Here is a 25,225-nt window from a genome sequence, read left to right as displayed (position 1 = left end):
GACCCAGGTCAGTCGTTGGTGTCTCGACCCGCCAGGTGTACGGGCCTAGAATACGGGTCCGCTTTTCACGTTTCACGGTACTTCCCATGCTTCCTGAAACTCAACTGCTCGGCACCCTGGGCTGTCACCTGTGCGAGGTGGCCGAGGCCATTCTGATGCCGCTTGTCGAGCACGGGCTGCTGGTCGAGCTGGTCGATATTGCCGATGATCCGGCCGATGTCGAGCGCTACGGCCTGCTGATTCCGGTGCTGCGTCGCTGTGACTCCGGTGCCGAGCTGCTCTGGCCGTTCGATACCGAGCAGGTGGTCGCGTTTCTGAGCTGAGCTTCGCCAGCGGGGTGTTCACATGCCGATGCACAATCTGTGATGCAACGGCGCAGGTGCTGTTGGAGAATCGCCAGCGCAGCATACACCCGTGACGAAGTCTCATCCGCCAAGGAGTGGCGAACCATGCACCTGAGTCCGCATTTCACACTGGAAGAACTGACCGCTTCCGAAACTGCCCGGCGTGAAGGCCTGACCAACCAGCCCGGCCCCGATGCCCTGGCCAACCTGCGCCGTCTGAGCCAGACCCTGGAACAGGTACGCAGCCTGCTCGGGCAGCCCATCCGCGTCAACAGTGCCTACCGCAGCAACGAGCTCAACCGCCGTGTCGGCGGGGTGAGCGGCAGTGCGCATACCCTCGGGCTGGCAGCCGATATCAGCGTGGCGGCGCTTTCACCCCTGGTGGTGGCGCAACGTATCCTGGACAGCGGTCTGGCGTTCGACCAGCTCATTCTGGAGTTCGACCGCTGGGTTCACCTGGCCATCGCCGAAGGGGCAGGGCGCAAGCAGGTGCTGACGGTGCGCGAGGGTACCGGCTACCTGCCGGGGTTGCAGTGAGCACTGTTCATTCATACACTGTATGCAAATACAGTAATCGGGTGAGCGCTTGCGCCAGAGGGGCCGGACGATGGTCAACGTCGAACAATTGAAATACAGCGTCAACCGCATGGCTGTCGAACAGGTGCGCGAGGCCGTGCTCGAATTGCGCCTCGATGGCCTGGTCACCGAGGGCAAGACCCCTTTCAGCAAGATCCACTTCAACACCTGCTTTGCCGAGATCGAGGCATTGTTCCAGCGCGCCGGTTACCACCGGGCGCTGGATGTGGTCGGTTACCAGGGCCTGATGTATGCGTTGTACGATCCGGGCCGCTGGGAGGCGGTGGATGTGCTGCGCTGGCTCAAGGAGTTTACCGAGGCTGCGGCAACCCGGGCTGGCTGAGCCGGCAGGCATGCCGGATAATGGACGGCCCCCAACTGGCGAGCATGTCCATGAGTGTCCCTTTCGATCCGGCCCAGCACCAGGCCAGCACTGTCTGCCTGCCACCGGGCAGTTGGGCCACCGTGCTCGACTGCCTGTGCGACCACTTCAAGGCGATCAGCCGTGAACAATGGCTCGATCGCATCGCCCGTGGGCGGGTGCTGGATGCCCAGGGCGCGCCGATTGACGTGGGCCTTGCCTACAAGCCAGGCCTGCGTATCCACTATTTTCGCGAAGTACCCAACGAAAAGCCGATCCCGGTGCAGGAGCATATCCTGCACGTCGACGAGCACCTGGTGGTGGCCGACAAACCGCACTTTCTGCCGGTGACGCCCACTGGCGAATATGTCGAGCACACGTTGCTGCGCCGTTTGATTCGCCGGCTCGACAACCCGCACCTGGTGCCATTGCACCGCATCGACCGGCACACGGCGGGCCTGGTGCTGTTCTCGGCCAACCCGCAAAGCCGTTCGGCCTATCAGCAGCTGTTTCCCACCCGACAGATCGACAAGCACTACCAGGCCATTGCCCGCGCCTTGCCGCAGCTGGAGTTCCCGCGGGTGCACAAGAGCCGGCTGGTCAATGGCGAGCCGTTCTTTCGCATGCAGGAGGTGCCCGGCGTCAGCAACAGCGAAACCATTGCCCGGGTTCTGGAAAAAAACGGCGAGTGGTGGCGCTACGGCCTGTCACCGGTCACCGGCAAGACCCACCAGTTGCGGGTGCACATGACGGCGCTGGGGGCGAGTATCTGCAATGATCCGTTCTACCCGCAGATCGTGCAGGGCCCCGATGACTACGCAAGGCCACTCAAGCTGCTGGCCCACAACCTGCGCTTCAACGACCCGCTCGATGGGCAGGAGCGCTATTTCGAAAGCCGGCTGACACTGGACTGGTAGACCGCTGTGGGCGCACAACCAGAGGTTGTGCGCCACCGGGTCAACGGTTGAAGCGCTCCACCAGGGAATACTGGGTGGTGGCGGTGAGGGTCAGTTCCTCGCTGAGCAGCGCCGAATGCTGGGCCTGCTCGGAGGTCTGGTCGGCAAGCTGGGCGATGGTGCTGATGTTGCGGCTGATTTCATCGGCCACTGCGGTCTGCTCTTCGGTAGCGGCGGCAATCTGCGTGGTCATGTCGGTGATGTTGGCCACCGCCTCGCTGATGCCCACCAGCGCCTGGTCGGCTTCCATCACCCGTGCCACACCTTCCTCGGCCTGGCGATGGCCGGTTTCCATGGTCTGTACGGCATTGCTGGCGGTTTGCTGGAGCTTGGCGATCAGGCCGTGGATCTGCCCGGTCGATTCACTGGTGCGCTGCGCCAGCTGACGCACTTCGTCGGCCACCACCGCGAAGCCGCGGCCCATTTCACCGGCGCGTGCCGCTTCGATGGCGGCGTTGAGCGCCAGCAGGTTGGTCTGGTCGGCAATGCCCTTGATCACATCGACCACGCCACCAATCTCGTCGCTGTCGCGGGCCAGCTGGGTCACGGTCAGGCCGGTTTCGCCCACGGCAGCCGACAGACGCTGGATCGCATCGCGGGTTTCGCCGGCGATGTCGCGGCCGCGCCCGGTCAGGCGGTTGGCTTCCTGGGTGGCATCGGCGGTGCGCTGCACGTGGTTGGCCACTTCCTGGGTGGTGGCGGCCATCTGGTTGACGGCAGCGGCCACCTGCTCGGTCTCCACGCGCTGGCGCTCCAGGCCCGAGGAGCTGTTGTGGGCCAGGGTGTCGGACTGGCGCGCCTGCTCGTTGAGGTGCTCGGCGGTGTCCTGCAGGCGGGTCAGGCAGGTCTTGAGGCGCGCGTCCTGGCTGAGCATGGCCATTTCCAGGCGAGCCTGCACGCCGCGGCTGTCGGTGTACATCTGCGCGATCAGCGGGTCGGAGGTGGTCTGTTCGGCCAGGCGCAGCAGGCGCTTGAGGCCACGCTGCTGCCAGCTCAGGCCCAGCAGCCCCAGCGGTACCGACAGGGCGGCCGCCACGGCGAAGCCCCAGGAGTGGCCCAGCCAGCTGCCGATCAGGAAGCCGACCTGGCTGACCAGGATGAACGGCAGCCAGTCCTGCAGTACCGGCAGCCAGCGGTCGCGGCGCGGAATGGGTGGCTTGCCCTGATTGATGCGGTGATACAGCGCCTCGGCGCGACGGATCTGTTCGGCGCTGGGCTTGACCCGCACCGACTCGTAGCCGACTACCTGGTTGTTCTCGAAGATGGGGGTGACGTAGGCGTTGACCCAGTAATGATCACCCGACTTGCAGCGGTTCTTGACGATGCCCATCCACGGCAGGCCCTGCTTGAGCGTACTCCACATATGCGCAAACACAGCCGGCGGCACATCCGGGTGCCGGACCAGGTTGTGTGGCGCACGAATGAGCTCCTCCCGCGAAAAGCCGCTGATCTCGACGAAGGCATCGTTGCAGTAGGTGATCACACCCTTGGCATCGGTGGTCGATATCAGACGTTGTTGGGCAGGGAAAGTCCGTTCGCGCTGGGTAATCGGCTGATTGTTACGCATAAGCTGTTCTATCCGGAAGGCTTTCGTGGTGTATCGGCAGACAGGCGTTTTTATTGAATGGATATTTAAAGAATATTGATCCGGCTCAAGGTGCCTTAGCTGTTCGTGTTGTAGTTGAAAGGCTGCAAAGTCAAGCAACTTGTTTGCATTCTTTCATATATTTGTCATGTTAGTCAGCTAGTGACCTGGTGTTCACGCGGGGGCAGGTAGCAGGCGGGCAACGCCGCACAGTGCCTCTGGTTCAGGTCGAACTCAGTGGCCACACGGCGGGCCAATGCAGGCCCGGCGCAACGGCGCCGGGCCTGCTTCAGGCTAGCTCGCGATCAACTGGCGCAGCACGTAGTGCAGAATGCCGCCAGCCTTGAAGTACTCCACTTCGTTGAGCGTATCGATGCGGCACAGTACCTGGATCTGCTGCGTCGATGCGTCTTCGCGGGTGATGCGCAGGGTCAGCGTCATGCGTGGCTGCACCTGGGTCTGGCTGAGGCCGAGAATGTCGATGCGCTCATGGCCGGTCAGCCCCAGGGTCTTGCGCGTCTGGCCCTCGGCGAACTGCAGGGGCAGCACGCCCATGCCCACCAGGTTGGAGCGGTGGATACGCTCGAAGCTTTCGGCCAGTACCGCCTTGACCCCCAGCAGGTTGGTGCCCTTGGCGGCCCAGTCGCGGCTGGAACCGGTGCCGTATTCCTGCCCGGCGATCACCACCAGTGGTGTACCTTCGTCCTTGTAGCGCATGGCCGCGTCATAGATCGCCAGCTTCTCGGCGCTGGGCACATGCACCGTGTTGCCGCCTTCCTCGCCACCGAGCATCTCGTTGCGGATGCGGATGTTGGCGAAGGTGCCGCGCATCATGACCTCATGGTTGCCGCGACGCGAGCCATAGGAGTTGAAGTCCCGCGGCTCCACGCCCTTGTCGCGCAGGTAGCGTCCGGCCGGGCTGTCGGCCTTGATGTTGCCGGCGGGCGAGATGTGGTCGGTGGTCACCGAATCGCCCAGCAGCGCGAGTATCCGGGCGCCGTGGATGTCTTCGATGACCGGCAGCGGGCCGGTGATGTCGTCGAAGAAGGGCGGATGCTGGATGTAGGTGGAGTCCTCCTGCCACACATAGGTCGCTGCCTGCGGCACCTCGATGGCCTGCCACTGTGCGTCGCCGGCAAATACCTCGGCATACTCCTTGTGGAACATCGCGGTATCGACCTTGGCCACGGCTTCGGCGATTTCCTGCTGGCTGGGCCAGATGTCGCGCAGGTACACCGGCTTGCCGTCCTTGCCCAGGCCCAGAGCCTCGCTGGACAGGTCGACGCGCACGCTGCCGGCCAGGGCGTAGGCCACCACCAGCGGCGGCGACGCCAGCCAGTTGGTCTTGACCAGCGGGTGTACCCGGCCTTCGAAGTTGCGGTTGCCCGACAGTACCGAGGCGACGGTAAGGTCGGCCTGGGTGATGGCCTTTTCGATCGGCTCGGCCAGCGGGCCGGAGTTGCCGATGCAGGTGGTGCAGCCGTAGCCGACCAGGTCGAAGCCCAGGGCATCCAGATAAGGGGTCAGCCCGGCCGCCTTGTAGTAGTCGGTCACCACCTTGGAGCCGGGGGCCAGTGAGGTCTTGACCCAGGGCTTGCGCTGCAGGCCCTTTTCCACGGCCTTCTTGGCCACCAGCCCGGCAGCCATCATCACGCTGGGGTTGGAGGTGTTGGTGCAGGAGGTGATTGCGGCGATCACCACGGCACCGTCCTTGAGCAGGTGATTGGCACCTTCGTGCTCGTATTCGATTTCGCCGGCCTGGTCGGCATTGCCCACCGCGACGCCGCCGCCCCCTTCACTTTCCAGGCGCCCGACCTCCTTGGTCGACACCTTCAGTTGCAAGCCGATGAAGTTGTTGAATGCCTGGGCCACCTGGGACAGCGCCACACGGTCCTGCGGGCGCTTGGGCCCGGCCAGGCTGGCTTCGACTTCGTCCATGTCCAGTGCCAGGGTGTCGGTGAACACCGGCTCCTGGCCCGCCTCGCGCCACAGTCCCTGGGCCTTGCAGTAGGCCTCCACCAGTTGCACGGTGGCGGCGGGGCGACCGGACAGGCGCAGGTAGTCCAGGGTCACGTCGTCCACCGGGAAGAAACCGCACGTGGCGCCGTACTCCGGCGCCATGTTGGCAATGGTCGCGCGGTCGGCCAGGGGCAACTGGGCTAGGCCGTCGCCGTAGAACTCGACGAACTTGCCCACCACGCCCTTCTTGCGCAGCATCTGCGTCACCGTCAGCACCAGGTCGGTGGCGGTGATGCCTTCGCGCAGCTTGCCGGTCAGCTTGAACCCGATCACCTCGGGGATCAGCATCGACACCGGCTGGCCGAGCATGGCCGCCTCTGCCTCGATGCCGCCCACGCCCCAGCCCAGCACGCCCAGGCCGTTGATCATGGTGGTGTGCGAGTCGGTGCCGACCAGGGTGTCGGGGAAGGCATAGGTGCGTCCGTCTTCCTCGCGGGTCCACACGGTGCGGCCCAGGTATTCCAGGTTGACCTGGTGACAGATGCCAGTGCCCGGCGGCACTACGCTGAAGTTGTCGAAGGCGTTCTGGCCCCAGCGCAGGAACGCATAGCGTTCGCCGTTGCGCTGCATCTCGATGTCGACGTTCTCGCCGAAGGCCTGTGCGGTGGCGTAGCGATCGACCATCACCGAGTGGTCGATCACCAGGTCGACCGGGGAAAGCGGGTTGATGCGCTGCGGATCGCCGCCGGCCTTGGCCATGGCGGCGCGCATGGCGGCCAGGTCGACCACGGCGGGCACGCCGGTGAAGTCTTGCATCAGCACCCGTGCCGGGCGGTACTGGATCTCGCGGTCCGAGCGGCGCTGCTGCAGCCATTCGGCCAGTGCGTGCAGGTCCTGGCCGGTGACGGTCTTGCCGTCTTCCCAGCGCAGCAGGTTTTCCAGCAGCACCTTGAGCGACATCGGCAGGCGCTGCAGGTCGCCGAGGCTGCGGGCGGCCTCGGTCAGGCTGTAGTAATGGTATTCACGGTTCTCCACCGTCAGGGTCTTGAGGGTTTTCAGGCTGTCGAGCGAGGGCATCTGCCAACTCCTTCTGCGTCGGTGCCTGGCAATCATCCTTGCAGTCGCCAGTTCACCGCCTCTGTGACGGTCCGCACGGCACGGACCTGGCTAAGCGGTCAGGTTAGCCCTGTTTGGCGGACCTGACCATGTACTGGACCGGCGGGGCGTGTCGCCAGTTCCTAAACTGCTTTATCATTCGCCGATTTGCCGTGTGCAGGTGTTGCGCCCGGTCAGGGTTGGCGTGCAGGCCAGCCGTTCTGGAGTAGTTGATGAATACCCTGTTTATGCATTGCCGGCCCGGTTTCGAGGGTGAAGTGTGCGCCGAGATCGCCGAGCATGCCGCACGCCTGGGGGTTGCCGGTTATGCCAAGGGCAAGCCGCAGAGCGCCTGTGCCGAGTTCGTGTGCAACGACGCCGAGGGCGCCGAGCGCCTGATGCGCGAGCTGCGTTTCAAGCAGCTGATCTTTCCGCGCCAGTGGGCCCGCGGCAGCTTCGTCGAGTTGCCCGAAACCGACCGTATCAGCGTGCTGCTCGAGCACCTGGCCGCCTACCCGGTGTGTGGCAGCGTGTGGCTGGAGGTGATGGACACCAATGACGGCAAAGAGCTGTCGACCTTCTGCCGCAAGTTCGAGGCGCCGTTGTGCAAGGCCTTGAGCAAGGCTGGCCGGCTGGTTGACGACCCGGCCAGGCCGCGTCTGCTGCTGACCTTCGTCAGTGGCCGGCGCGTGTTCGTGGGGCTGGCCGCAGCGGACAACTCGGCGATGTGGCCGATGGGCATCCCGCGCCTGAAGTTTCCGCGCGAGGCGCCGAGCCGTTCGACCCTCAAGCTCGAGGAGGCCTGGCACCACTTCATCCCGCGTGAGCAGTGGGAGCAGCGCCTGTCGGGCGACATGACCGGGGTCGACCTGGGCGCCGCACCGGGTGGCTGGACCTACCAGCTGGTCAAGCGCGGCATGCTGGTGACCGCGATCGACAACGGGCCGATGGCCGAGAGCCTGATGGATACCGGGCTGGTGCAGCACCTGATGGCCGACGGGTATACCTACAAGCCCAGGCAGACCGTGGACTGGATGGTGTGCGACATTGTCGAGAAGCCGGCGCGCAGCGCAGCGCTGCTGGAAACCTGGCTGGGGGAAGGGCTGTGCCGCGAGGCGGTGGTCAACCTCAAGCTGCCGATGAAGCAGCGCTATGCCGAGGTGCGGCGGCTGCTCGAGCGTATCGAGGACGGATTCAAGGCGCGCAAGGTCAAGGTGTCGATCGGCTGCAAGCAGCTGTATCACGACCGTGAAGAGGTGACGTGTCACCTGCGTCGTCTGGATCTGAAACCGCGTTGAGGCCTTCGCCGGCAAGGCCTTCAATCAACACCGAACAACCGCTGACCCCGGAGTACCTGATGACCGACCTCACCCCCGACGCCACCCTGGATGCCACCGGCCTCAACTGCCCCGAGCCGGTCATGATGCTGCACCAGCACATCCGCGACCTGGCGCCCGGCGGCCTGCTCAAGGTGATTGCCACCGACCCCTCGACCCGCCGCGACATCCCCAAGTTCTGTGTGTTTCTGGACCATGAACTGGTGCAGCAGCAGGAAGATGCCGGCACCTACCTGTACTGGATCCGCAAGAAACTCGCCTAACCCCGGCGCTGCTGGCGGATGCGCTTGCGTGCGCTGCGCGCCAGGCGCACCGACAGCATCAGCGCCGCACAGGTCAGCCCCACGATAAGGCCTTCCCATAGCCCGCTGGGGCCGCTGGCCGGCCCGAAGTGGTCGGTAAGCCCCAGCAGGTAGCCCACCGGCAGGCCGATGCCCCAATAGGCGAACAGGGTCAGGATCATGGTCACGCGGGTGTCCTGATAGCCGCGCAAGGCGCCGGCCGCAGTCACCTGGATCGCGTCCGAGAACTGGAACAGCGCCGAATACACGATCAGCATCGAGGCGATCTGGATCACCGCCAGGTCCGTGGTGTAGATGCTGGCGATAGGCTCGCGCAGCAACAGCATCAGGCTGGCCGAAAAGCAGGCGTAGGCCAGCGCCGTACCCATGCCCACCCCGGCGGCAAAGCGCGCCTGGCGCGGGTCGCCGGCACCGATGGCCTGGCCGACCCGCACGGTTACCGCCATGCCCAGCGAATACGGGATCATGAACACCAGCGAACTCACGTTCAGGGCGATCTGGTGCCCGGCCACCACGGTGGAGCCCAGGCTGCCGATCAACAGGGCAATCACGCCGAAGATGCTCGATTCGGCGAATACCGCGATACCGATCGGCAGGCCGACCGTGAGCAGGCGCTTGATCACCGACCATTGCGGCCAGTCGAAACGGGCGAACACCTGGGCCGGGCGATAGGCCGCTGCACGGCCGACCCACAGCGCCATGGCCAGGGCCATGAACCACATCACGATGCCGCTGGCCCAGCCGCAGCCCACGCCGCCCATGGCTGGCACGCCCAGGTGGCCGTAGATGAACACGTAGTTCAGCGGGATGTTCAGCATCAGCCCGCTCAGCCCGATCACCATGCTCGGCCGGGTGCGGCCCAGGCCGTCGCTGCTGCAGCGCAGCACGTAGTACAGCGCCACCGCCGGCAGGCCGAAGGCGATGCCTTGCAGGTAGCCCATGCACGGTGCGATCAGTTCCGGGTCGACCTTCATCAGGTGCAGTACCGGCTCGGCGCTGAGCAGCAGGCCGCAACCGCCCAGGCCGACCACGCCGGCCAGCCACAGGGCCTGGCGCACCAGCGGGCCGATCTCGGCATGCTGACCGGCACCGAAGCGCTGCGCCACCTTGGGCGTGGTGGCCAGCAGGATGCCGGTCATCAGCAAAAACACCGGTACCCAGATCGAGTTGCCCAGGGCAACCGCTGCCAGGTCGCGCGGGCCGACCCGGCCAGCCATCACGGCATCCACGAAGCCCATGGCGGTGGTGGCCAGCTGGGCGATGATGATCGGCGTGGCCAACTGCAGCAGGCTGCGTACTTCAGTGCCGACCCTGGCTGGGCGGGAGAGGCGGGTGGTAGCGGTGTTCGACTGTGTCACGGGGCGGATGTCCACAATAAAGGCGCGGAAAACCGCCTAGTCTACGCCTTGACGCACGGGTCAGGAAATACACCGGCGGGCTTTATCTCGGCTGGATCGAGCCGGGTGTATGGGCCTACACTGCGCTCCCTTACAGGAGAGCGCCATGCTGATTGTTGCCGACGAGAATATACCGCTGCTCGATGCCTTCTTCGCAGGCTTCGGCGAGATCCGCCGTTACCCGGGCCGCAGCATCGACCGCGCCTGCGTGCAGGACGCCGATGTATTGCTGGTGCGCTCGGTGACAAACGTCGACCAGGCCCTGCTCGAAGGCAGCAAGGTGCGCTTCGTCGGCACCTGCACCATCGGCACCGATCACCTGGCGCTGGACTACTTTGCCCAGGCCGGTATCCAGTGGTCCAGCGCGCCGGGCTGCAATGCGCGGGGCGTGGTGGATTATGTGCTGGGCAGCCTGCTGACCCTGGCCGAGCTGGATGGCGCAGACCTGGCGCGGCGCACCTACGGGGTGGTTGGCGCCGGTGAAGTCGGCGGGCGCCTGGTGGAGGTGCTGCGCGGGCTGGGCTGGACGGTGCGGGTATGCGATCCGCTGCGCCAGGCGCAGGAGGGGGGGGACTACGTGAACCTGGAGCAGGTGCTGGCCGAGTGCGATGTGATCAGCCTGCACACGCCCTTGACCAAGGGCGGCGAGCATTCGACCTGGCACCTGCTGGACGCCGAGCGCTTGGCGCAACTGCGCCCCGGCGCCTGGCTTATCAACGCCAGCCGCGGCCCGGTGGTCGACAATGCGGCATTGCGCAGCCTGCTGCAGGCGCGTGACGATGTGCAGGCGGTGCTGGATGTGTGGGAGGGCGAGCCGCAGGTCGATCAGGCGCTGGCCGACCTGTGCGTGATTGCCACCCCGCATATCGCCGGCTACAGCCTGGATGGCAAGCAGCGCGGCACGGCGCAGATCTACCAGGCGTTCTGCGCCTGGCGGGGCGAGGCCGAAACGGTGCGCCTGGCCGACCTGCTGCCGCGCCCATGGCTGGCGCAGCTCAGCCTGCAGGCCGAAACCGATCCGGCCTGGGCTCTGGCCACACTGTGCCGTGCGGTGTACGACCCGCGCCGCGACGATGCGGATTTTCGTCGCAGCCTTGACCGTGACCCGCAGGCCCAGCGCGCGGCCTTCGATGTGTTGCGCAAACAGTACCCGCCGCGGCGCGAGATCGAGGGGCTGATGGTGCGCATCGAGGGTGATGCGCCGCAGTTGCAGCAGATGGTCAAGGCGTTGGGTGGCCTGTTGGTGTGAGGTACTGCTTTCGCCGGCCGGCAACGGGTCTCCCTGCAGGCGCCGGCCTTGCCGGCGAAGCGGGCTTTACACCAGGCATAAAAAACCCGGCACCAGGGCCGGGTTGATTTGAATAGGGGTCAGGCTTTCTTGGCGAGCTCTACCCGGCTTTTCTCCAGGTCCTCGCAGGCTTTTCTGATCATGTCTTCGGTGATCTCGATTTCCCGACCCTGGGCATCGATGATCGACCCGCACGCCGGGTTCGGATGGCTTGGGCGTTGCGCTTGGGTATTGCTGTTTTGCAAGCTCATTTCCTGTCTCCTCATCAGGTTGCAAGCTCAGACTAGATCCGCGACATGACCGCACCATGACAGCCCTGTCACACCTCCAGTCCAACAGAAAGTCAGACAAATCTCCAGCGGCACTTTAGAACGAAACGCTCTAGTGAACTTGTTGCCTGGTCTTGTCAGTGATGCCCCACGCGCTGCAGAGTTCCTTGGCGCCTGACCGGTGGTCGGGTGTAGGCTGACCTGCATACTCCGGATAAACGAAGACCTTCATGCCCAGCCTTCTTTCTGCTCGCCAGCGCCAGGCCCTGCGCCTGGCCTGGCGTTTCATTCGCCCTTACCGCAAACAGGCCATGGCCGCACTGCTGGCGCTGGTGGTCACTGCGGGTATCACGCTGTCCATGGGCCAGGGCATTCGCCTGCTGGTGGACCAGGGTTTCATGACCCAGTCGCCACACCTGCTCAACCAGTCCATCGGCCTGTTCATGTTGCTGGTGCTGGCACTGGCGGTGGGTACCTTCAGTCGTTTCTACCTGGTGTCGTGGATCGGCGAGCGGTGCGTGGCGGATATACGCCAGCAGGTGTTCGACCACCTGGTTTACCTGCACCCGGGCTTTTTCGAAAGCAACCGCAGTTCGGAGATCCAGTCGCGCCTGACCACCGACACCACGCTGCTGCAATCGGTGATCGGCTCTTCGCTCTCGCTGTTCCTGCGCAATGCCCTGATGGTGCTGGGCGGCATCGTGCTGCTGTTTGTCACCAACCCCAAGCTCACCAGTATCGTGGTGCTGGCCTTGCCGCTGGTGCTGGCGCCGATCCTGATCTTCGGCCGGCGGGTGCGCGGCCTGTCGCGCCAGAGTCAGGATCGCATCGCCGACGTGGGCAGCTACGTGGCCGAAACCCTCGGCCAGATCAAGACCGTGCAGGCCTACAACCACCAGGCCCGTGACCAGCAGCGTTTCGGCCTGACCGTGGAGGCTGCCTTTACCACCGCTCGCCAGCGAATCGTGCAGCGCGCCTGGCTGATCACCCTGGTGATCGTGCTGGTGCTCGGGGCGGTCGGTGTGATGCTGTGGGTCGGTGGCATGGACGTGATCGCCGGGCGTATTTCCGGCGGCGAGCTGGCGGCGTTCGTGTTCTACAGCCTGATCGTCGGCAGCGCCTTCGGCACCCTCAGCGAAGTGATCGGCGAGCTGCAACGGGCCGCGGGCGCAGCCGAGCGGATCGCCGAGCTGCTGGCGGCACGCAGCGAGATCCACGCCCCCGACGAAGGGCTGGAGCGCCTGCCTCCCAGGGTCAGTGGCCGCCTCGAACTGCAGGAGGTGCATTTTGCCTACCCCTCGCGGCCCACCCCGGCGGCTATCGACGGCCTGAGCCTGACGGTGGTGCCTGGCGAGACCCTGGCCCTGGTCGGGCCTTCGGGGGCGGGCAAGTCGACGCTGTTCGACCTGCTGCTGCGCTTCTACGACCCGCAGCAGGGGCAGATACTGCTCGACGGCCAGCCACTGACCCGGCTCGACCCGCAGGACCTGCGTCGGCATTTCGCACTGGTTGCGCAGAACCCGGCGCTGTTCTTCGGCACGGTCGAAGACAACATCCGCTACGGGCGTGCCGAGGCTACCAGTGCCGAGGTCGAGGCAGCGGCGCGCAGCGCGCATGCCCATGAATTCATCCTGCAGTTGCCCCAGGGCTACCAGACGCACCTTGGCGATGCCGGGCTTGGGCTTTCCGGTGGTCAGCGCCAGCGCCTGGCCATTGCCCGGGCGCTGCTGGTGGACGCGCCGATCCTGCTGCTGGACGAGGCCACCAGTGCCCTCGACGCACAAAGCGAGCACCTGATCCAGCAGGCCTTGCCAGCCCTCATGGCCGGGCGCACCACGCTGGTCATCGCCCATCGCCTGGCCACGGTGCAGCACGCCGACCGTATCGCCGTGATCGACCAGGGCCGGCTGGTCGCGGTGGGCACCCATCGCCAGCTGATTGCCGAGAACCCGCTGTATGCGCGGCTTGCCGCCTTGCAGTTCAACAGCGCATGAAGGAAATGTTACAGATTTTGTACGTCTGTAACATTTCTGTAGCAATCCCCTGAGAGTATCGAATCAGCTGTTGCGTAATGCTCAATGCAGTTTGCTGCCATCGCTCGATGGCAGCTTTTTTTTGCCCGGTGAACGAGGACAAGGACGTCTTTGACTGGTGCGGCAGGTGGCGCGCCAGCTTTCCTATCCTCTTGTTCCGAGACCCTTGCGATGTTCGTGCGTAAATCCCTGCGGCTGCAAATTCTCGCCCTGCTGGCTGGCAGCCTGCTGGCGATGTTGCTGATCGCCCTGGTGTGCTTTCAGTTCCTGTCGGCCAGCGTGCGTGGCTATGGCCAGCTGGTGGAGGGGCCGATACTGGCTTCGCAACTGATCGACGAAGCCAACCTGCAGTTCAAGGTGCAGGTGCAGGAATGGAAGAACGTATTGCTGCGCGGCAAGCAGCCGGTCGAGCGGGACAAGTACTGGCAGCAGTTTTCGGCGCGTGAACAGCAGGTGCAGGCGCTGCTGGCCCAGCTGGTGCGGGCCAACGCCGACGATGCGGGGCTCAGAGCGCGTCTGCAGGCGCTCAAGGACAGCCACGCGCAACTGGGTGCTGCCTATTCCCGCGGTCGCGATGCGTTCATCGCGGCAGGGGCCGACCCCGCTGTCGGGGACCAGTCAGTGAAGGGCGTGGACCGCGCGGCCAGCGAACAGATGAGCGAACTGGTAAGCCAGTTGCGTGCCGATGCCCAGGTGCAGGCGGCGGCCATCGATGCCCGCGCGCAGCGTACGGTGTGGCTGGGGCTGCTGGTGATGCTCGGCTCGGCGCTGCTGATTGCGCTGCTGAGCCTGTGGCTGGTTGATCGCAGCCTGATCGAGCCGATTCGACGCCTGATCGAATACGTGGCACACCTGAGCCAGGGCCGCTTCGATGCCCGCGTGGCCTGCGGGCGCCATGACGAGCTGGGGCGCCTGGCGGTGGCTGCCAATACCTTGCGCGATTTTCTGGCCGACACGGTAGGGCGCCTGCAGGACAACGCCCGGGAGCTGGAGTCCGCCAGCGGCGAGCTGCGCAGCCTGGCCGGCGGCATGGCGCGGGGCACCGAAGACCAGTTCCAGCGGACCGACCAGGTGGCCACGGCCATGCAGGAAATGTCCGCCACTGCCCAGGAGGTGGCCCGCCATGCAGCGGACGCGGCCCGCGCCGCGGATGATGCCGACCACAGTGCCCAGGCCGGCGAGCAGGTGATGCAGTCGACCATTGCCACCATCGACGCGGTCAACCGGGACATCGCCGGCACGGCGGCGGTGATTCGCCATCTGGAACAGGACAGCGCCCGTATCGGCAAGGTGCTGGAGGTGATCCGCGCTATCGCCGAGCAGACCAACCTGCTGGCGCTCAATGCTGCCATCGAGGCGGCCCGTGCCGGCCAGGCCGGGCGCGGGTTCGCGGTGGTGGCCGACGAGGTGCGCAACCTGGCCCAGCGCACGGCGGCGTCCACCGCCGAGATCAACCAGATCATCAGCGCCGTGCAGTCGGGCGCGCTGGAGGCGGTCAAGGCCATCGAGAACGGCCAGGCCCGCAGCGAGGAGGGGGCCGAACAGGTACAGCGTGCCGGTGCCATGTTGCAGCGCATCACCCAGACGGTGGAGGCCATCCGCGACATGAACCGCCAGATCGCCACCGCCGCCGAGGAACAGACCAGCGTGGCCGAAGACATGTCCTGCAACCTGGTGGAGATCACCCGCATCGCCACCGCCAATCAGGGCGCGGTGCAGCGGACCGAGCAGGCCGGGCAGCACTTGCACGACCTGTCGGGTCGGTTGGGCGAGGTGACGGCGCGCCTGCGGGCCTGACCGGGGGAAATCCGCCACCTGCCGGCCTTTATGTCGGGCAATGTGGCGGATTGTCGCCAGCAAAACCATCAACGATGGGGTGCGACCACAGGTCCTAGCTATTAGCCGTTGGTCTTGTGCAAGTTGGCCCGCTTTCTGCTTAAGGCGACCCAGGCTTAAGCCTTGCGAAACATTCAGGGCTGCTACGGCAGCCATGGCGTCAGACCGTTCCCCGCACCCTCGATACCCCAGCCGCCAGCCAGCCTCGAAGGCCTGGACGCCATGCCTTGAGCCATGGCCTGCGCGCGCAGAACCACAAGAGACGGGCGTGCACTGCGGGCGTGATGGTCATTGCCAATCACTTCACTTCAATTGGATTGAACTATGAAAAAAATCCTGCTGACGCTCCTGTGCCTGAGCGTCATGGGTTGCTCCAAGCCCAGTGAACCGGAAAAGACCGTCGACGTGCTGCTGATCGGCGGCGGCATCATGAGTGCAAGCCTGGGGACCTACCTCAACGAGTTGGAGCCGGATTGGTCCATCGACGTGTACGAGCGCATGGACAAGGTGGCCGAGGAAAGCTCCAACGCCTGGAACAACGCTGGTACCGGCCACTCTGCGTTCTGCGAGCTGAACTACACCAGCGAAGCGGCTGACGGTTCGATGGACATCAGCAAGGCGGTGGGCGTCAACGAGCAGTTCGAGATCTCCAAGCAGTTCTGGGCCTACCAGGTCGAGCAGAAGGTGCTGAACAACCCGACCTCGTTCATCAACAACGTGCCGCACATGAGCTTTGTGTGGGGCGACAAGAACGTCGAGTTCCTCAAGAAACGTCATGCGGCCCTGCAGCACAGCTCGCTGTTCCGTGGCATGGAGTACTCCGAAGACCACGCGCAGATCCAGAAGTGGGTGCCGATCGTGATGGAAGGCCGTGCCGCCGACCAGAAGATTGCCGCAACGCGCATGCCGATCGGTACCGACGTGAACTTCGGCGAGATCACCCGCCAGCTGTTCGCTTCGCTGACCCAGCATGACAACGTCAAGCTGCACACCTCGCACGAAGTGCGCGACATCGTGCGCAACGCCGACAACACCTGGACCGTGGTGGTTGCCGACCTCGCCAACAAGGGCGTCGAAACCAGCGTCAAGGCCAAGTTCGTGTTCATCGGTGCCGGTGGTGGCGCGCTCAAGCTGCTGCAGAAGTCCGGCATCCCGGAAGCTGACGGCTATGCCGGCTTCCCGGTGGGCGGCCAGTTCCTGATGACCGACAACCAGGACATCGTCAAACGCCACAAGGCCAAGCTGTACGGCAAGGCCTCGGTCGGTGCGCCGCCGATGTCTGTACCGCACCTGGACACCCGTGTCATCGATGGCAAGGAAGTGCTGCTGTTCGGCCCGTTCGCGACCTTCTCCACCAAGTTCCTGAAAAACGGTTCGCTGCTGGACATGTTCTCGGCACTGACCACCCACAACATCATGCCGATGACCCATGCCGGTATCGACAACATCGACCTGAGCACCTACCTGATGGGCCAGTTGATGCTGAGCTTCGAAGACCGCATGCATGCCCTGCGCGAGTACTTCCCCAACGCCAGGAACGAAGACTGGAAACTGCTGCAGGCCGGCCAGCGCGTCCAGGTGATCAAGAAGGATCCCGAGCACGGTGGCATCCTGCAGTTCGGTACCGAGGTGGTGGCTTCGCAGGACGGCACCATCGCCGCGCTGCTGGGCGCCTCGCCAGGTGCCTCCACCGCCGCACCGATCATGCTGACCGTGCTGGAAAAGACCTTCAAGGACCGTATCAAGACCCCTGAATGGCAGGCCAAGCTGAAGCAGATCGTGCCGACCTATGGTCAGAAGCTCAACAACAACCTCGAGCTGACCAACAAGACCCGTGAGTGGAGCAGCTCGCGCCTGAACCTGCTGTTCGTGCCGGTGCTGCCGGACGAGACGGCGGTGGCCGCGCAGTAACGTCGGGTTGACGCTTCGCGGATCGAGCCCGCCCCCACCGGATGATTGACATCCTTGTGGGGGCGGGTTTGATCCACAGCGGATGCAGTACAGCCAGAAACCACAAAGCCCGCAAAAGCGGGCTTTGTGGTTTTTGCCGATCTGGTCGGAGAGACAGGATTCGAACCTGCGGCCTTCTCGTCCCGAACGAGACGCGCTACCTGGCTGCGCTACACTCCGATGACAAAATTCTACTCAAAAAAAAACGCGACCGGCAAGCCCCGGCGAGGGGCCTGAAGCTTGCCGTCTGTACTGCCTTTTACAGCTCTTTCACGGTGCGGACCTGGTCCTTGTTGATCCGGGTGCTCTTGCCGTCGAGCTGTTCGATTTCATAGAAGCCCGAATCTTCATCGTACTTGGGGGTGTCGACCGCCTGGATCTCACGTCCGTCATTCAGCGTGATCACGGTAGGCGAAGCACACCCGGCGAGGGTGCCCAGGCCCAGGGCGAGCAGGAAAGCGGGGAGGGTCCGTTGAATCATATTCTTTCTCCATTGAGGGGGAAGTTGCGGGTCATGTCATTGAGACGCATCGCGTCCCAGCAAGTTCCTCGCAACTTGAGCATAGCGGCTGAACCGCGTCATTGATCGGGAACAATGCAATCGGCCGCTGGCGGGCGGGCGCGGGGAGGGCTGTGATATAACTGGCGGCATTCTTTCCCTGTCATGGATTCACCCTCCTCATGAAAGCCAAGGCTGATGTACCGTTCGTGCCGCTGAACATTGCCGTGCTGACCGTCAGCGATACCCGCACCCTGGAAACCGATACCTCCGGCCAGGTGTTCGTCGACCGCCTGACTGCTGCCGGCCACGCGCTGGCCGCCCGTGTACTGCTCAAGGACGACCTCTACAAGATTCGCGCGCAGGTCGCCACCTGGATCGCCGACGAGCAGGTGCAGGTGGTACTGATCACGGGCGGCACCGGCTTCACCGGCCGCGACAGCACCCCCGAGGCGGTCGGTTGCCTGCTCGACAAGCAGGTCGACGGCTTCGGTGAACTGTTCCGGCATATCTCCCTGGCCGATATCGGCACCTCCACCGTGCAGTCCCGCGCCCTGGCCGGGCTGGCCAACGGTACGCTGGTGTGCTGCCTGCCCGGCTCGACCAACGCGGTACGCACCGGCTGGGACGGGATTCTTGCCGAGCAACTGGATGTACGCCATCGCCCGTGCAATTTCGTCGCGCACCTCAAGCAGGCGGCGCCGTGTGAAAGCCGTGGCTGAGCCTGTTGCGGCAAAGCCGCTGCTGCCCGTGGAGCAGGCACTGGAGCGCTTGCTGGCGCTGGCCGAAGCGGCGCGCATCGAAGACTGCGAAGAGGTGCCACTGGCTGCTGCCGAGGGCCGTGTGCTGGCCACGGCGCTGGTCGCCGGCCTTGATCTGCCGCCCTGGCCCAACAGCGCCATGGACGGCTACGCACTGCACCACGCCGACTGGCAGGGCACGCCGCTGGTGGTGAGCCAGCGCATTCAGGCCGGGCAGGCGCCTGCGCCTCTGGAGCCGGGTACCTGTGCGCGCATCTTTACCGGTGCGCCGCTGCCGGCAGGGGCCGACTGCGTCGAGATGCAGGAGAACGCCGACGTTCAGCCCGATCAACGCGTGTGTTTCACCGAGCCGCTCAGTGCCGGGCTCAACGTGCGCCCGCAGGGCCAGGAAACCCGGGCAGGTGAAACCGTGCTGGACGCCGGGACCCGCCTCGGGCCGGTCGAGCTGGGCCTGGCTGCCTCGCTCGGCTGCGCGGTGCTGTCGGTAGTGCGCAAGGTGCGGGTGGCGGTGCTTTCCACCGGCGACGAACTGGTCGAGCCGGGGCTGCCCCTGGGCCCCGGGCAGATCTACAACAGCAACCGGCGCCTGCTGGTCAGCTGGCTGCAGCGCCTGGGCTGCGAGGTGAAGGACGCCGGCATCCTGCCCGATGATCTGGCGTTGACCCGTGAGCGCCTGGGCCAGCTCAAGGACGTCGACCTGATTCTGTCCACCGGTGGTGTATCGGTGGGCGAGGCCGATTACCTGGGTATCGCCCTGCGCGAAGAAGGTGAGCTGTCGCTGTGGAAGCTTGCGATCAAGCCCGGCAAGCCGCTGACCTTCGGGCATTTTCGCGGGGTGCCGGTGATCGGCCTGCCAGGCAACCCGGCGTCGACCCTGGTCACCTTCGGCCTGCTCACCCGGCCGTACCTGTTGCGCCGCCAGGGTGTGCAGGACGTGACGCCGCTGCAGTTCAGCGTGCCTGCCGGTTTCGACTGGCCCAAGCCAGGCAATCGCCGCGAATACCTGCGCGCGCGCATGGAGCAGGGCCAGGCGCTGATCTACAAGAACCAGAGCTCGGGTGTGCTGCGCAGCGCCGCGTGGGCCGAGGGCCTGGTGGAGGTGCGCGAGGGCACTGCGCCCGGCAAGGGCGACAGCGTGCAGTTCATCCCCCTCAGCGAGCTACTCGGCTGACGGCAGCAGGCCCCGGGCAACCCGGTCGTTGCCCAGTGGGGCCTGCGCGGCGAGGCGCGCATACACGCTCTCCAGCTGCGCGGCGGCCCTGCTCCAGTCATGCTGCTCGCGCACGAACTGGCGCGCGGCATCGGACAACTGCTGCATGCGCGTCGGGTGGCTCAGCAGGCGGGTGATGATCAGTGCCAGCGTGTCGGTGTCGTCCCCACCCAGGTAATGCTCGCCGTTGCGCACTGCCAACCCCGCTGCGCCCTGGGTGGTGGTGACCACCGGCAGGCCTGCGGCCATGGCCTCGAGCAACTTGATCTTGCACCCGCCGGCATGGCGCAGCGGGGCAAAGAACAGCGCCGAGTGGCGTTGCAGCTCACGCAGGTCGGGCAGGTAGCCGATCCATTCGATGCGCGGGTCGTTCCAGCGCAGCTTCCACTGGGTGGGCAGGGCATGTCCGACCACCGCCAGGCGCACGGCCGGGTTGCTCAGCCATACCTGCGGCAGGATCTCCTCCAGCGCCCACTCCAGCGCCTCCAGGTTGGCGCCGTATTCGAAGTTGCCCACCAGCAGCAGGCGCTGGCTGTGCGGGCAGGCGCTGATGTGCTGGTAGTACTCGTAGTCCACGCCGTTGATCACCACCTCGGCAGGGCGGCCGGTGAACTGGCGGATCTGTTCGGCATCGCGCGGGTTGACGGCCACCACTTCGCTGGCCTGGCGCAGCACCCGCGACTCCCAGCGCCGGTAGCGCCAGCGGTCGAAGCTGTTGAACGGGCGCAGCCACAGGGGCAGGCGGTCCTGGCACACCGCGCCGGTGTCCGACTCCACATGATGCTCGCTGACCATGAAAGGCAGGCCGCTGGCTTGCAGGGCCTTTTCGAAGGGTTGGAAACTGTAGCTGTGCTCGATCTGGATCACATCCCACTGCTCGCGCAGCAACGTTTCGAAGCAGTGGCGCAGGTGGGGCGCCAGGCCGTTGGTGCTGGCCCGCATCGGGTAGCCGACGTACAGCGCCGCCAGCAGGTTGAGCGGGCTGCGCAAAGGCCTTCGCGGCAACACGATCAGGCGCTCGAGCAGTGGCTCCAGTGCCTGTCGGGCTGCCTCGCCAAGCGGAACTTTCGAGTGCACCAGCAGCGTGATCCTGTGCCCGCGTTCAGCCAGGCCACGCAACAGGTGGTATTGCCGGGCCTTGCTGCCGCTGGTGGTGGGCCAGGGCAGGTAAGGCAGTGTCCAGAGTACGCGCATGACCCACTTCCTCTCTTGCCGCAGGGGCGTCGACAGGCTGAATGCGAAAACGCGCCTGGCGGGCCTCAGCCGATCGCTGCTGCCGGGGCGCGTCCATAGATATCAGTAAAGCGCACGATGTCGTCCTCGCCCAGGTATTCGCCGCTTTGCACCTCGATCATTACCAGATCGATCACCCCGGGGTTGCTCAGGCGATGCTCGCGCCCCGGCTTGATGAAGGTCGACTCGTTGGTGTCGAGCAGAAATTCCTCTTCGCCGTTGGTCACGCAGGCCATGCCGCTGACCACGATCCAGTGTTCGCTGCGGTGATGGTGCATCTGCAGGGACAGGCAGGCCTGCGGGCGTACCATGATGCGCTTGATCTTGAAGCGCGGGCCTTCCTCGAGCACGGTGTAGGTGCCCCAGGGGCGCGTCACGGTGCGGTGCAGGCGATAGGCGTCGTGGTCCTGGCGCTTGAGCTGCTGGGCAATCAGCTTGACCTCCTGGCTGCGGCTCGCGTCGGCGATCAGCAGGGCGTCGGGGGTGTCGATGATGATCAGGTTGTCCAGGCCGATGGCGCCCACCAGGCGGCGAGGCGAATCGATGTAGCAGTTGCTCACGTCGTGCAGCACGGTCTCGCCGTTGCACTGGTTGCCCTGGGCATCGCCCTGGGCCAGGCTGCGCACCGCCCGCCAGCAGCCGATGTCACTCCAGCCCAACTGGCTGGGCAGCACTGCCACCTGGGTGGAACGCTCCATCACGGCGTAGTCGATGGAGATGTCGGCAACCTGCGCGAAGCTGGTGGCATCCAGTTCCAGTTGCAGGCTGTTGCTGCCCTGTTTGCTCTGGCTCAGCCCCAGGCATTCGCCGACCGCATCCAGAATCTGCGGTGCGTGCTGCTGCAGCTCGCGCAGGATGGCATCTGCACGCATGCAGAACATGCCGGCGTTCCACAGGTGCTGGCCGCCCTCGACATAGCGCTGGGCGGTCTCTGCGTTCGGCTTTTCGACGAAGCGCTCCACGCGATAGCCATGGGCATCCAGGGCCTGGCCCTTCTCGATGTAGCCGAAGCCGGTTTCCGGTTGAGTGGGCACCAGGCCGAAGGTGGTCAGCCAGCCTTGCTCGGCCAGGGCGCGGGCGCGCTCCACGGCCTCTTCGAAGGCTGCCTGGTCGGTGATCAGGTGGTCGGCGGGCAGCACCAGCAGGTGGGCGTCTTCGCCGTATTCACGGGCGCAGTGCAGGGCGGCGGCGGCAATCGCCGGGGCCGTGTTGCGCCCGCAGGGCTCGAGAATGAAGTCCAGCGCGATGCCGGGCTGTTTGAGCTGGCGGTATTCATCCTGGGTGCGGAAGAACACTTCGCGATTGGTGACGGTGAGTACGCGGGCCACATCCTTGAGTGCGCAGGCACGCAGGAAGGTTTTCTGCAGCAGGCTCTGGCCATCGGGCATGCGCATGAAGGGCTTGGGCATGGCCTCGCGTGAAACCGGCCACAATCGGGTGCCGGCTCCACCGGCAATGATGCAAGGGATCAGTGTGCTCATTTCACTCAGCCTCGTGTTCTGGGCACCGCTAGGCGGTGTGATAACAGGGAAAAGGTGAACCTGGCAGGCGCTTTGCTCAATGAGTCAAAAAAGTGACTTTTATCACTGGCATCGTCCGTGAAGGCCAAATATTTGTCGAATGATGCACATCGATTGAGAATCTTTCAATGGCAATTGTGTGAAAGCGCTGTTTTTGACGTGGTCCGCATGCAACGGAACCGTGTTGTAATCGGTCGATATACACGGGCGTCATCTGACGCGGCACCGCCGTCGGCGGTGATCAATGCGGGGGAGCAGTTATGGGTGAGCGCAGGGCATTGTTGATTCTGCATGGCAAGCAGGCCATGAACGACGAGGTGCGCGCGGCGGTAATGGGCTTGCGCGAGCGCGGCTGGCAGCTCGATGTTCGACTCACCTGGGAGGGGGGCGATGCCCAGCGCCTGGTTCACGAGGCGCTGGCGGCGGGGTACCCGCATCTGGTGGCCGGTGGTGGCGACGGTACCCTGCGCGATGTGGCAGAGGCGCTGGCCCAGGCCCGGGGTGATGCCAGCCTGGCGCTATTGCCGCTGGGTACCGCCAACGATTTCGCACGGGCTGCCGGTGTGCCGCTGGAGCCGGACCAGGCTCTGAACCTGCTGGAGTTGCCGGCGCGGGCGATCGACCTGGGCGAGGTGGGCGGGCAGGTGTTCCTCAACATGGCCACCGGCGGTTTCGGCAGCCAGGTCACGGCCAGCACTTCCGAGGACCTGAAGAAGGTGATCGGTGCCGCGGCCTATCTGTTCACCGGGCTGTCGCGTTTCAGCGAGCTGCGTGCGGCCTCGGTGGAGCTGCAAGGTCCGGATTTTCACTGGCAAGGTCAGTTGCTGGCCCTGGGAATCGGCAACGGCCGCCAGGCCGGCGGCGGGCATGTGCTGTGCCCGCAGGCGCAGGTGGACGACGGGCTGCTCGATATCAGCATCCTGCCGGCGCCGCAGGAGGTGGTCGGCACTTTGCGTGACCTGCTGAGCGAGGGCCTGGGGCTGGACAATCTGTTTGTTCGCGCGCGCCTGCCGTGGGTCGAGATCAAGAGCGCCGAAGGCCTGGACATCAACCTCGATGGCGAGCCGCTGCAAGGCGACAGCTGGCGCTTCAGTGCGCTGCCTGGGGCGCTGCGCGTGCACCTGCCCGCCGAGTCGCCGCTGCTCAGTCGTCCAGGCTGATGATCTGTTCGCGCACGGCGAACAGCACCAGGCCCGCCACGTCGTAGATCTGCAGGCGTTTCATGATCTGCGAGCGGTGGGTCTCGACGGTCTTGATGCTCAGGCCCAGGCCGTTGGCGATTTCACGGGTGGATTTGCCGCGCACGATCAGGCGCAGGATTTCCAGCTGGCGCGCCGTGAGGTTGTGGTTCTCGACGGCCTCGGGCTTGCTGCTCTGGGCGCGCAGTAACGCCTGGTTGATCACGGTATGCGCGATGGCCGGGCTCAGGTAGCGCTCGTCGCTGCGCAGCGCGGCCAGTGCCTGCTCCAGTTCGGTGGCGGTGGTGTCCTTGAGCAGGTAGCCATGGGCGCCGATTTCCAGTGCGCGCATGATCAGCTCGGGGTCGGTGTGCATCGACAGGATCAGCACCTTGCTGCGACAGCCGGCAGCCTTCAGGCGGCCCAGGGCCTCCAGGCCCCCGGTCGAGCGCATCGAGATGTCCAGCAGCACGATATCCGGGTCCAGGCGCTGCACCAGTTCGAGCAGCTGGCTACCGTCGTTGGCCTCGCCTACCACGGCGTAGCCGGGTATGTCGGCGACCAGGGCGCGTACGCCGGCGCGAATCAGGGAGTGGTCATCCACCAGCAACAGATTACAGATCATGGGGTTTACTTGTATTGGCGCGTTCACGGGCACGCGGTGGCCAGGGGAACAGTACGTCGATGTGGGTGCCCTGGCCGGGTTGGCTGTTCACGCTCAGCCGGCCATTGAGCAGGTTGACCCGTTCACTCATGCCGGCCATGCCGCGCTGGCCCTCCTCGCCGGGGGCGGCAGCAGGCGTGAAGCCCTGGCCGTCGTCGCTGATCGATAGTGCCAGGCCTTCGGGGGTGCGCTCGATGCGCACGCTCAGGTTGCGCGCCCGGGCGTGTCGCAGAATGTTGGTGACGGCTTCCTGGGTAATGCGAAAGGCAGCGATGGCCATGTCTTCCGGAATGCCACCCAGGCGCTGCCTGCACTCCAGGCTCCAGTGCACGTCGGTGTTTTCCAGGGTGCGCAGCAGGTGCGCGCGCAGGCTCGCTTCAAGCCCCAGGCTGGCCAGTTGGCGTGGGTTGAGGATCGCCGACACATCACGCACGTTGGCCAGGGTGTCGTCCAGGGTGCTGCGCAATGTGGCGCAGTGTTCCTGCAGGTCGGCCGGCATGCGCCGTTGCAGCCAGTCTGCCTGCAGCTTGGCGGCTGTCAGCAGTTGGCCGATATCGTCATGCAGTTCGCGGCTCAGACGCTGGCGTTCGCTCTCCTGCACCTCGAGCAGGCGGTGGGCCAGCTCCTGGGGGCGCATGGCGATCGAGCGCGCGGCCTGGCGCAATTGCCAGCCAATTCCGAGCAGGGCGGCCAGCTGCAGTGCCAGCAGGCTGCCGGGCATCGGTGCCGCACGCAGGTACAGGTACAGGTTGGCCGCCGCCGACACCAGGCACAGCAGGGCGCTCAGCCAATGCAGCAGAGAAGCGCCCGGAGGGCCGCGCTTGAGTGTCTTGAGGCTTGAGAGCATAGGGAATGAAGCCACTGAAGTATCG

22 protein-coding genes and 1 tRNA gene are annotated in these 25,225 nt (G+C 65.2%); 13 read left to right on the top strand and 10 right to left on the bottom strand.

The window, feature by feature from the left end; genetic code table 11:
- Nucleotides 1-86 precede the first annotated feature (86 nt).
- The 4 genes from N0B28_RS18120 to N0B28_RS18105 all read left to right on the top strand — a co-directional run bounded on the left by N0B28_RS18120 (nucleotide 87) and on the right by N0B28_RS18105 (nucleotide 2,198).
- The gene (locus tag N0B28_RS18120; RefSeq protein WP_043864595.1) at nucleotides 87-323 is read left to right on the top strand and encodes a glutaredoxin family protein; all 237 of its coding nucleotides are present in this window, start codon (nucleotides 87-89) and stop codon (nucleotides 321-323) included.
- A 126-nt stretch (nucleotides 324-449) separates the two neighbouring features.
- On the top strand, nucleotides 450-881 hold the full coding sequence (locus N0B28_RS18115; protein WP_196932513.1) for a D-Ala-D-Ala carboxypeptidase family metallohydrolase: 432 nt from the start codon (nucleotides 450-452) through the stop codon (nucleotides 879-881).
- Nucleotides 882-951: 70 nt separating this feature from the next.
- Nucleotides 952-1,263 carry a hypothetical protein gene (locus tag N0B28_RS18110; RefSeq protein ID WP_043864594.1) on the top strand — a complete coding sequence of 104 codons (312 nt, stop codon included), beginning with the start codon at nucleotides 952-954 and terminating at the stop codon, nucleotides 1,261-1,263.
- A gap of 50 nt (nucleotides 1,264-1,313) precedes the next feature.
- Nucleotides 1,314-2,198: a pseudouridine synthase gene (locus N0B28_RS18105; protein WP_043864664.1), complete on the top strand. Its 885-nt coding sequence runs from the start codon at nucleotides 1,314-1,316 to the stop codon at nucleotides 2,196-2,198.
- A gap of 40 nt (nucleotides 2,199-2,238) precedes the next feature.
- Here the strand turns inward: N0B28_RS18105 and N0B28_RS18100 are convergent, their stop codons facing one another.
- Both N0B28_RS18100 and acnA read right to left on the bottom strand, forming a co-directional pair.
- On the bottom strand, nucleotides 2,239-3,804 hold the full coding sequence (locus tag N0B28_RS18100; protein WP_043864593.1) for a PAS domain-containing methyl-accepting chemotaxis protein: 1,566 nt from the start codon (nucleotides 3,802-3,804) through the stop codon (nucleotides 2,239-2,241).
- 312 nt (nucleotides 3,805-4,116) lie between these two features.
- Nucleotides 4,117-6,858: an aconitate hydratase AcnA gene (acnA, locus tag N0B28_RS18095; protein ID WP_100633159.1), complete on the bottom strand. Its 2,742-nt coding sequence runs from the start codon at nucleotides 6,856-6,858 to the stop codon at nucleotides 4,117-4,119.
- Between the two features lie 251 nt (nucleotides 6,859-7,109).
- Between acnA and rlmM the strand changes: the two genes are divergently transcribed.
- Both rlmM and tusA read left to right on the top strand, forming a co-directional pair.
- Complete coding sequence (rlmM, locus tag N0B28_RS18090; RefSeq protein ID WP_100633160.1) at nucleotides 7,110-8,174, top strand: 23S rRNA (cytidine(2498)-2'-O)-methyltransferase RlmM; 1,065 nt, start codon at nucleotides 7,110-7,112, stop codon at nucleotides 8,172-8,174.
- 59 nt (nucleotides 8,175-8,233) lie between these two features.
- Nucleotides 8,234-8,476 carry a sulfurtransferase TusA gene (tusA, locus tag N0B28_RS18085; protein ID WP_043864590.1) on the top strand — a complete coding sequence of 81 codons (243 nt, stop codon included), beginning with the start codon at nucleotides 8,234-8,236 and terminating at the stop codon, nucleotides 8,474-8,476.
- On the opposite strand, the gene N0B28_RS18080 is transcribed toward tusA, so the two are convergent.
- Nucleotides 8,473-9,882, bottom strand: a complete 1,410-nt coding sequence (locus tag N0B28_RS18080; RefSeq protein WP_043864663.1) for an MATE family efflux transporter — start codon at nucleotides 9,880-9,882, stop codon at nucleotides 8,473-8,475. The two genes, tusA and N0B28_RS18080, sit on opposite strands and share 4 nt — an antisense overlap.
- Nucleotides 9,883-10,018: 136 nt before the next feature.
- On the opposite strand from N0B28_RS18080, the gene pdxB reads away from it, so the two are divergent.
- Nucleotides 10,019-11,161, top strand: coding sequence for a 4-phosphoerythronate dehydrogenase PdxB (pdxB, locus tag N0B28_RS18075; RefSeq protein WP_088514236.1), 1,143 nt, complete (start codon nucleotides 10,019-10,021; stop codon nucleotides 11,159-11,161).
- Nucleotides 11,162-11,280: 119 nt separating this feature from the next.
- Here the strand turns inward: pdxB and N0B28_RS18070 are convergent, their stop codons facing one another.
- Nucleotides 11,281-11,451 (bottom strand): PA1571 family protein, encoded by a 171-nt coding sequence (locus N0B28_RS18070; protein WP_167400204.1) that lies wholly within the window; start codon nucleotides 11,449-11,451, stop codon nucleotides 11,281-11,283.
- Between the two features lie 248 nt (nucleotides 11,452-11,699).
- On the opposite strand from N0B28_RS18070, the gene N0B28_RS18065 reads away from it, so the two are divergent.
- The 3 genes from N0B28_RS18065 to mqo all read left to right on the top strand — a co-directional run bounded on the left by N0B28_RS18065 (nucleotide 11,700) and on the right by mqo (nucleotide 17,249).
- Nucleotides 11,700-13,463 carry an ABC transporter transmembrane domain-containing protein gene (locus N0B28_RS18065; protein WP_043864588.1) on the top strand — a complete coding sequence of 588 codons (1,764 nt, stop codon included), beginning with the start codon at nucleotides 11,700-11,702 and terminating at the stop codon, nucleotides 13,461-13,463.
- A gap of 210 nt (nucleotides 13,464-13,673) precedes the next feature.
- Nucleotides 13,674-15,299 (top strand): methyl-accepting chemotaxis protein, encoded by a 1,626-nt coding sequence (locus N0B28_RS18060; RefSeq protein ID WP_100633161.1) that lies wholly within the window; start codon nucleotides 13,674-13,676, stop codon nucleotides 15,297-15,299.
- Nucleotides 15,300-15,662: 363 nt separating this feature from the next.
- Nucleotides 15,663-17,249, top strand: a complete 1,587-nt coding sequence (gene mqo / locus N0B28_RS18055) for a malate dehydrogenase (quinone) (RefSeq protein WP_054916197.1) — start codon at nucleotides 15,663-15,665, stop codon at nucleotides 17,247-17,249.
- A gap of 142 nt (nucleotides 17,250-17,391) precedes the next feature.
- On the opposite strand, the gene N0B28_RS18050 is transcribed toward mqo, so the two are convergent.
- A tRNA-Pro gene (locus N0B28_RS18050) sits at nucleotides 17,392-17,468 on the bottom strand.
- Nucleotides 17,469-17,547: 79 nt separating this feature from the next.
- A complete protein-coding gene (locus tag N0B28_RS18045; protein WP_043864585.1) occupies nucleotides 17,548-17,769 on the bottom strand; it encodes a YgdI/YgdR family lipoprotein in 222 nt (73 codons plus the stop codon).
- 200 nt (nucleotides 17,770-17,969) lie between these two features.
- Between N0B28_RS18045 and moaB the strand changes: the two genes are divergently transcribed.
- Complete coding sequence (gene moaB / locus N0B28_RS18040) at nucleotides 17,970-18,509, top strand: molybdenum cofactor biosynthesis protein B (protein WP_043864584.1); 540 nt, start codon at nucleotides 17,970-17,972, stop codon at nucleotides 18,507-18,509.
- Nucleotides 18,493-19,719, top strand: coding sequence for a gephyrin-like molybdotransferase Glp (gene glp / locus N0B28_RS18035; protein WP_043864583.1), 1,227 nt, complete (start codon nucleotides 18,493-18,495; stop codon nucleotides 19,717-19,719). Before moaB ends, glp begins: the two co-directional genes overlap by 17 nt.
- Here the strand turns inward: glp and N0B28_RS18030 are convergent.
- Nucleotides 19,708-20,952 carry a glycosyltransferase family 4 protein gene (locus tag N0B28_RS18030; RefSeq protein ID WP_043864582.1) on the bottom strand — a complete coding sequence of 415 codons (1,245 nt, stop codon included), beginning with the start codon at nucleotides 20,950-20,952 and terminating at the stop codon, nucleotides 19,708-19,710. The genes glp and N0B28_RS18030 overlap by 12 nt on opposite strands.
- A gap of 65 nt (nucleotides 20,953-21,017) precedes the next feature.
- On the bottom strand, nucleotides 21,018-22,472 hold the full coding sequence (locus N0B28_RS18025; RefSeq protein WP_123752340.1) for a mannose-1-phosphate guanylyltransferase/mannose-6-phosphate isomerase: 1,455 nt from the start codon (nucleotides 22,470-22,472) through the stop codon (nucleotides 21,018-21,020).
- Nucleotides 22,473-22,771: 299 nt separating this feature from the next.
- On the opposite strand from N0B28_RS18025, the gene yegS reads away from it, so the two are divergent.
- Complete coding sequence (gene yegS, locus N0B28_RS18020) at nucleotides 22,772-23,671, top strand: lipid kinase YegS (RefSeq protein WP_043864580.1); 900 nt, start codon at nucleotides 22,772-22,774, stop codon at nucleotides 23,669-23,671.
- Here yegS and N0B28_RS18015 read toward each other — a convergent pair.
- Nucleotides 23,655-24,314, bottom strand: a complete 660-nt coding sequence (locus N0B28_RS18015) for a response regulator transcription factor (protein WP_043864579.1) — start codon at nucleotides 24,312-24,314, stop codon at nucleotides 23,655-23,657. The two genes, yegS and N0B28_RS18015, sit on opposite strands and share 17 nt — an antisense overlap.
- A complete protein-coding gene (locus N0B28_RS18010) occupies nucleotides 24,304-25,200 on the bottom strand; it encodes a sensor histidine kinase (RefSeq protein ID WP_043864578.1) in 897 nt (298 codons plus the stop codon). The genes N0B28_RS18015 and N0B28_RS18010 overlap by 11 nt, the downstream gene beginning before the upstream one ends.
- Between the last annotated feature and the right edge of the window lie 25 nt (nucleotides 25,201-25,225).

This window comes from Pseudomonas sp. SD17-1 (genome assembly GCF_029201585.1).
Lineage (GTDB): Bacteria > Pseudomonadota > Gammaproteobacteria > Pseudomonadales > Pseudomonadaceae > Aquipseudomonas > Aquipseudomonas palmensis.
This window is presented reverse-complemented; position numbering and strand designations above follow the sequence as displayed.

Bases quoted from the DNA above. Each gene is read 5' to 3' on its own strand.
- N0B28_RS18120 (WP_043864595.1), top strand. From the start codon at position 87: ATGCTTCCTGAAACTCAACTGCTCGGCACCCTGGGCTGTCACCTGTGC.
- N0B28_RS18110 (WP_043864594.1), top strand. From the start codon at position 952: ATGGTCAACGTCGAACAATTGAAATACAGCGTCAACCGCATGGCTGTC.
- moaB (WP_043864584.1), top strand. From the start codon at position 17,970: ATGAAAGCCAAGGCTGATGTACCGTTCGTGCCGCTGAACATTGCCGTG.
- N0B28_RS18065 (WP_043864588.1), top strand. From the start codon at position 11,700: ATGCCCAGCCTTCTTTCTGCTCGCCAGCGCCAGGCCCTGCGCCTGGCC.
- N0B28_RS18060 (WP_100633161.1), top strand. From the start codon at position 13,674: ATGTTCGTGCGTAAATCCCTGCGGCTGCAAATTCTCGCCCTGCTGGCT.
- N0B28_RS18010 (WP_043864578.1), bottom strand. From the start codon at position 25,200: ATGCTCTCAAGCCTCAAGACACTCAAGCGCGGCCCTCCGGGCGCTTCT.
- yegS (WP_043864580.1), top strand. From the start codon at position 22,772: ATGGGTGAGCGCAGGGCATTGTTGATTCTGCATGGCAAGCAGGCCATG.
- N0B28_RS18070 (WP_167400204.1), bottom strand. From the start codon at position 11,451: ATGAGCTTGCAAAACAGCAATACCCAAGCGCAACGCCCAAGCCATCCG.
- acnA (WP_100633159.1), bottom strand. From the start codon at position 6,858: ATGCCCTCGCTCGACAGCCTGAAAACCCTCAAGACCCTGACGGTGGAG.
- tusA (WP_043864590.1), top strand. From the start codon at position 8,234: ATGACCGACCTCACCCCCGACGCCACCCTGGATGCCACCGGCCTCAAC.
- N0B28_RS18100 (WP_043864593.1), bottom strand. From the start codon at position 3,804: ATGCGTAACAATCAGCCGATTACCCAGCGCGAACGGACTTTCCCTGCC.
- N0B28_RS18105 (WP_043864664.1), top strand. From the start codon at position 1,314: ATGAGTGTCCCTTTCGATCCGGCCCAGCACCAGGCCAGCACTGTCTGC.
- N0B28_RS18030 (WP_043864582.1), bottom strand. From the start codon at position 20,952: ATGCGCGTACTCTGGACACTGCCTTACCTGCCCTGGCCCACCACCAGC.
- N0B28_RS18015 (WP_043864579.1), bottom strand. From the start codon at position 24,314: ATGATCTGTAATCTGTTGCTGGTGGATGACCACTCCCTGATTCGCGCC.
- rlmM (WP_100633160.1), top strand. From the start codon at position 7,110: ATGAATACCCTGTTTATGCATTGCCGGCCCGGTTTCGAGGGTGAAGTG.
- N0B28_RS18115 (WP_196932513.1), top strand. From the start codon at position 450: ATGCACCTGAGTCCGCATTTCACACTGGAAGAACTGACCGCTTCCGAA.
- N0B28_RS18025 (WP_123752340.1), bottom strand. From the start codon at position 22,472: ATGAGCACACTGATCCCTTGCATCATTGCCGGTGGAGCCGGCACCCGA.
- mqo (WP_054916197.1), top strand. From the start codon at position 15,663: ATGAAAAAAATCCTGCTGACGCTCCTGTGCCTGAGCGTCATGGGTTGC.
- pdxB (WP_088514236.1), top strand. From the start codon at position 10,019: ATGCTGATTGTTGCCGACGAGAATATACCGCTGCTCGATGCCTTCTTC.
- N0B28_RS18045 (WP_043864585.1), bottom strand. From the start codon at position 17,769: ATGATTCAACGGACCCTCCCCGCTTTCCTGCTCGCCCTGGGCCTGGGC.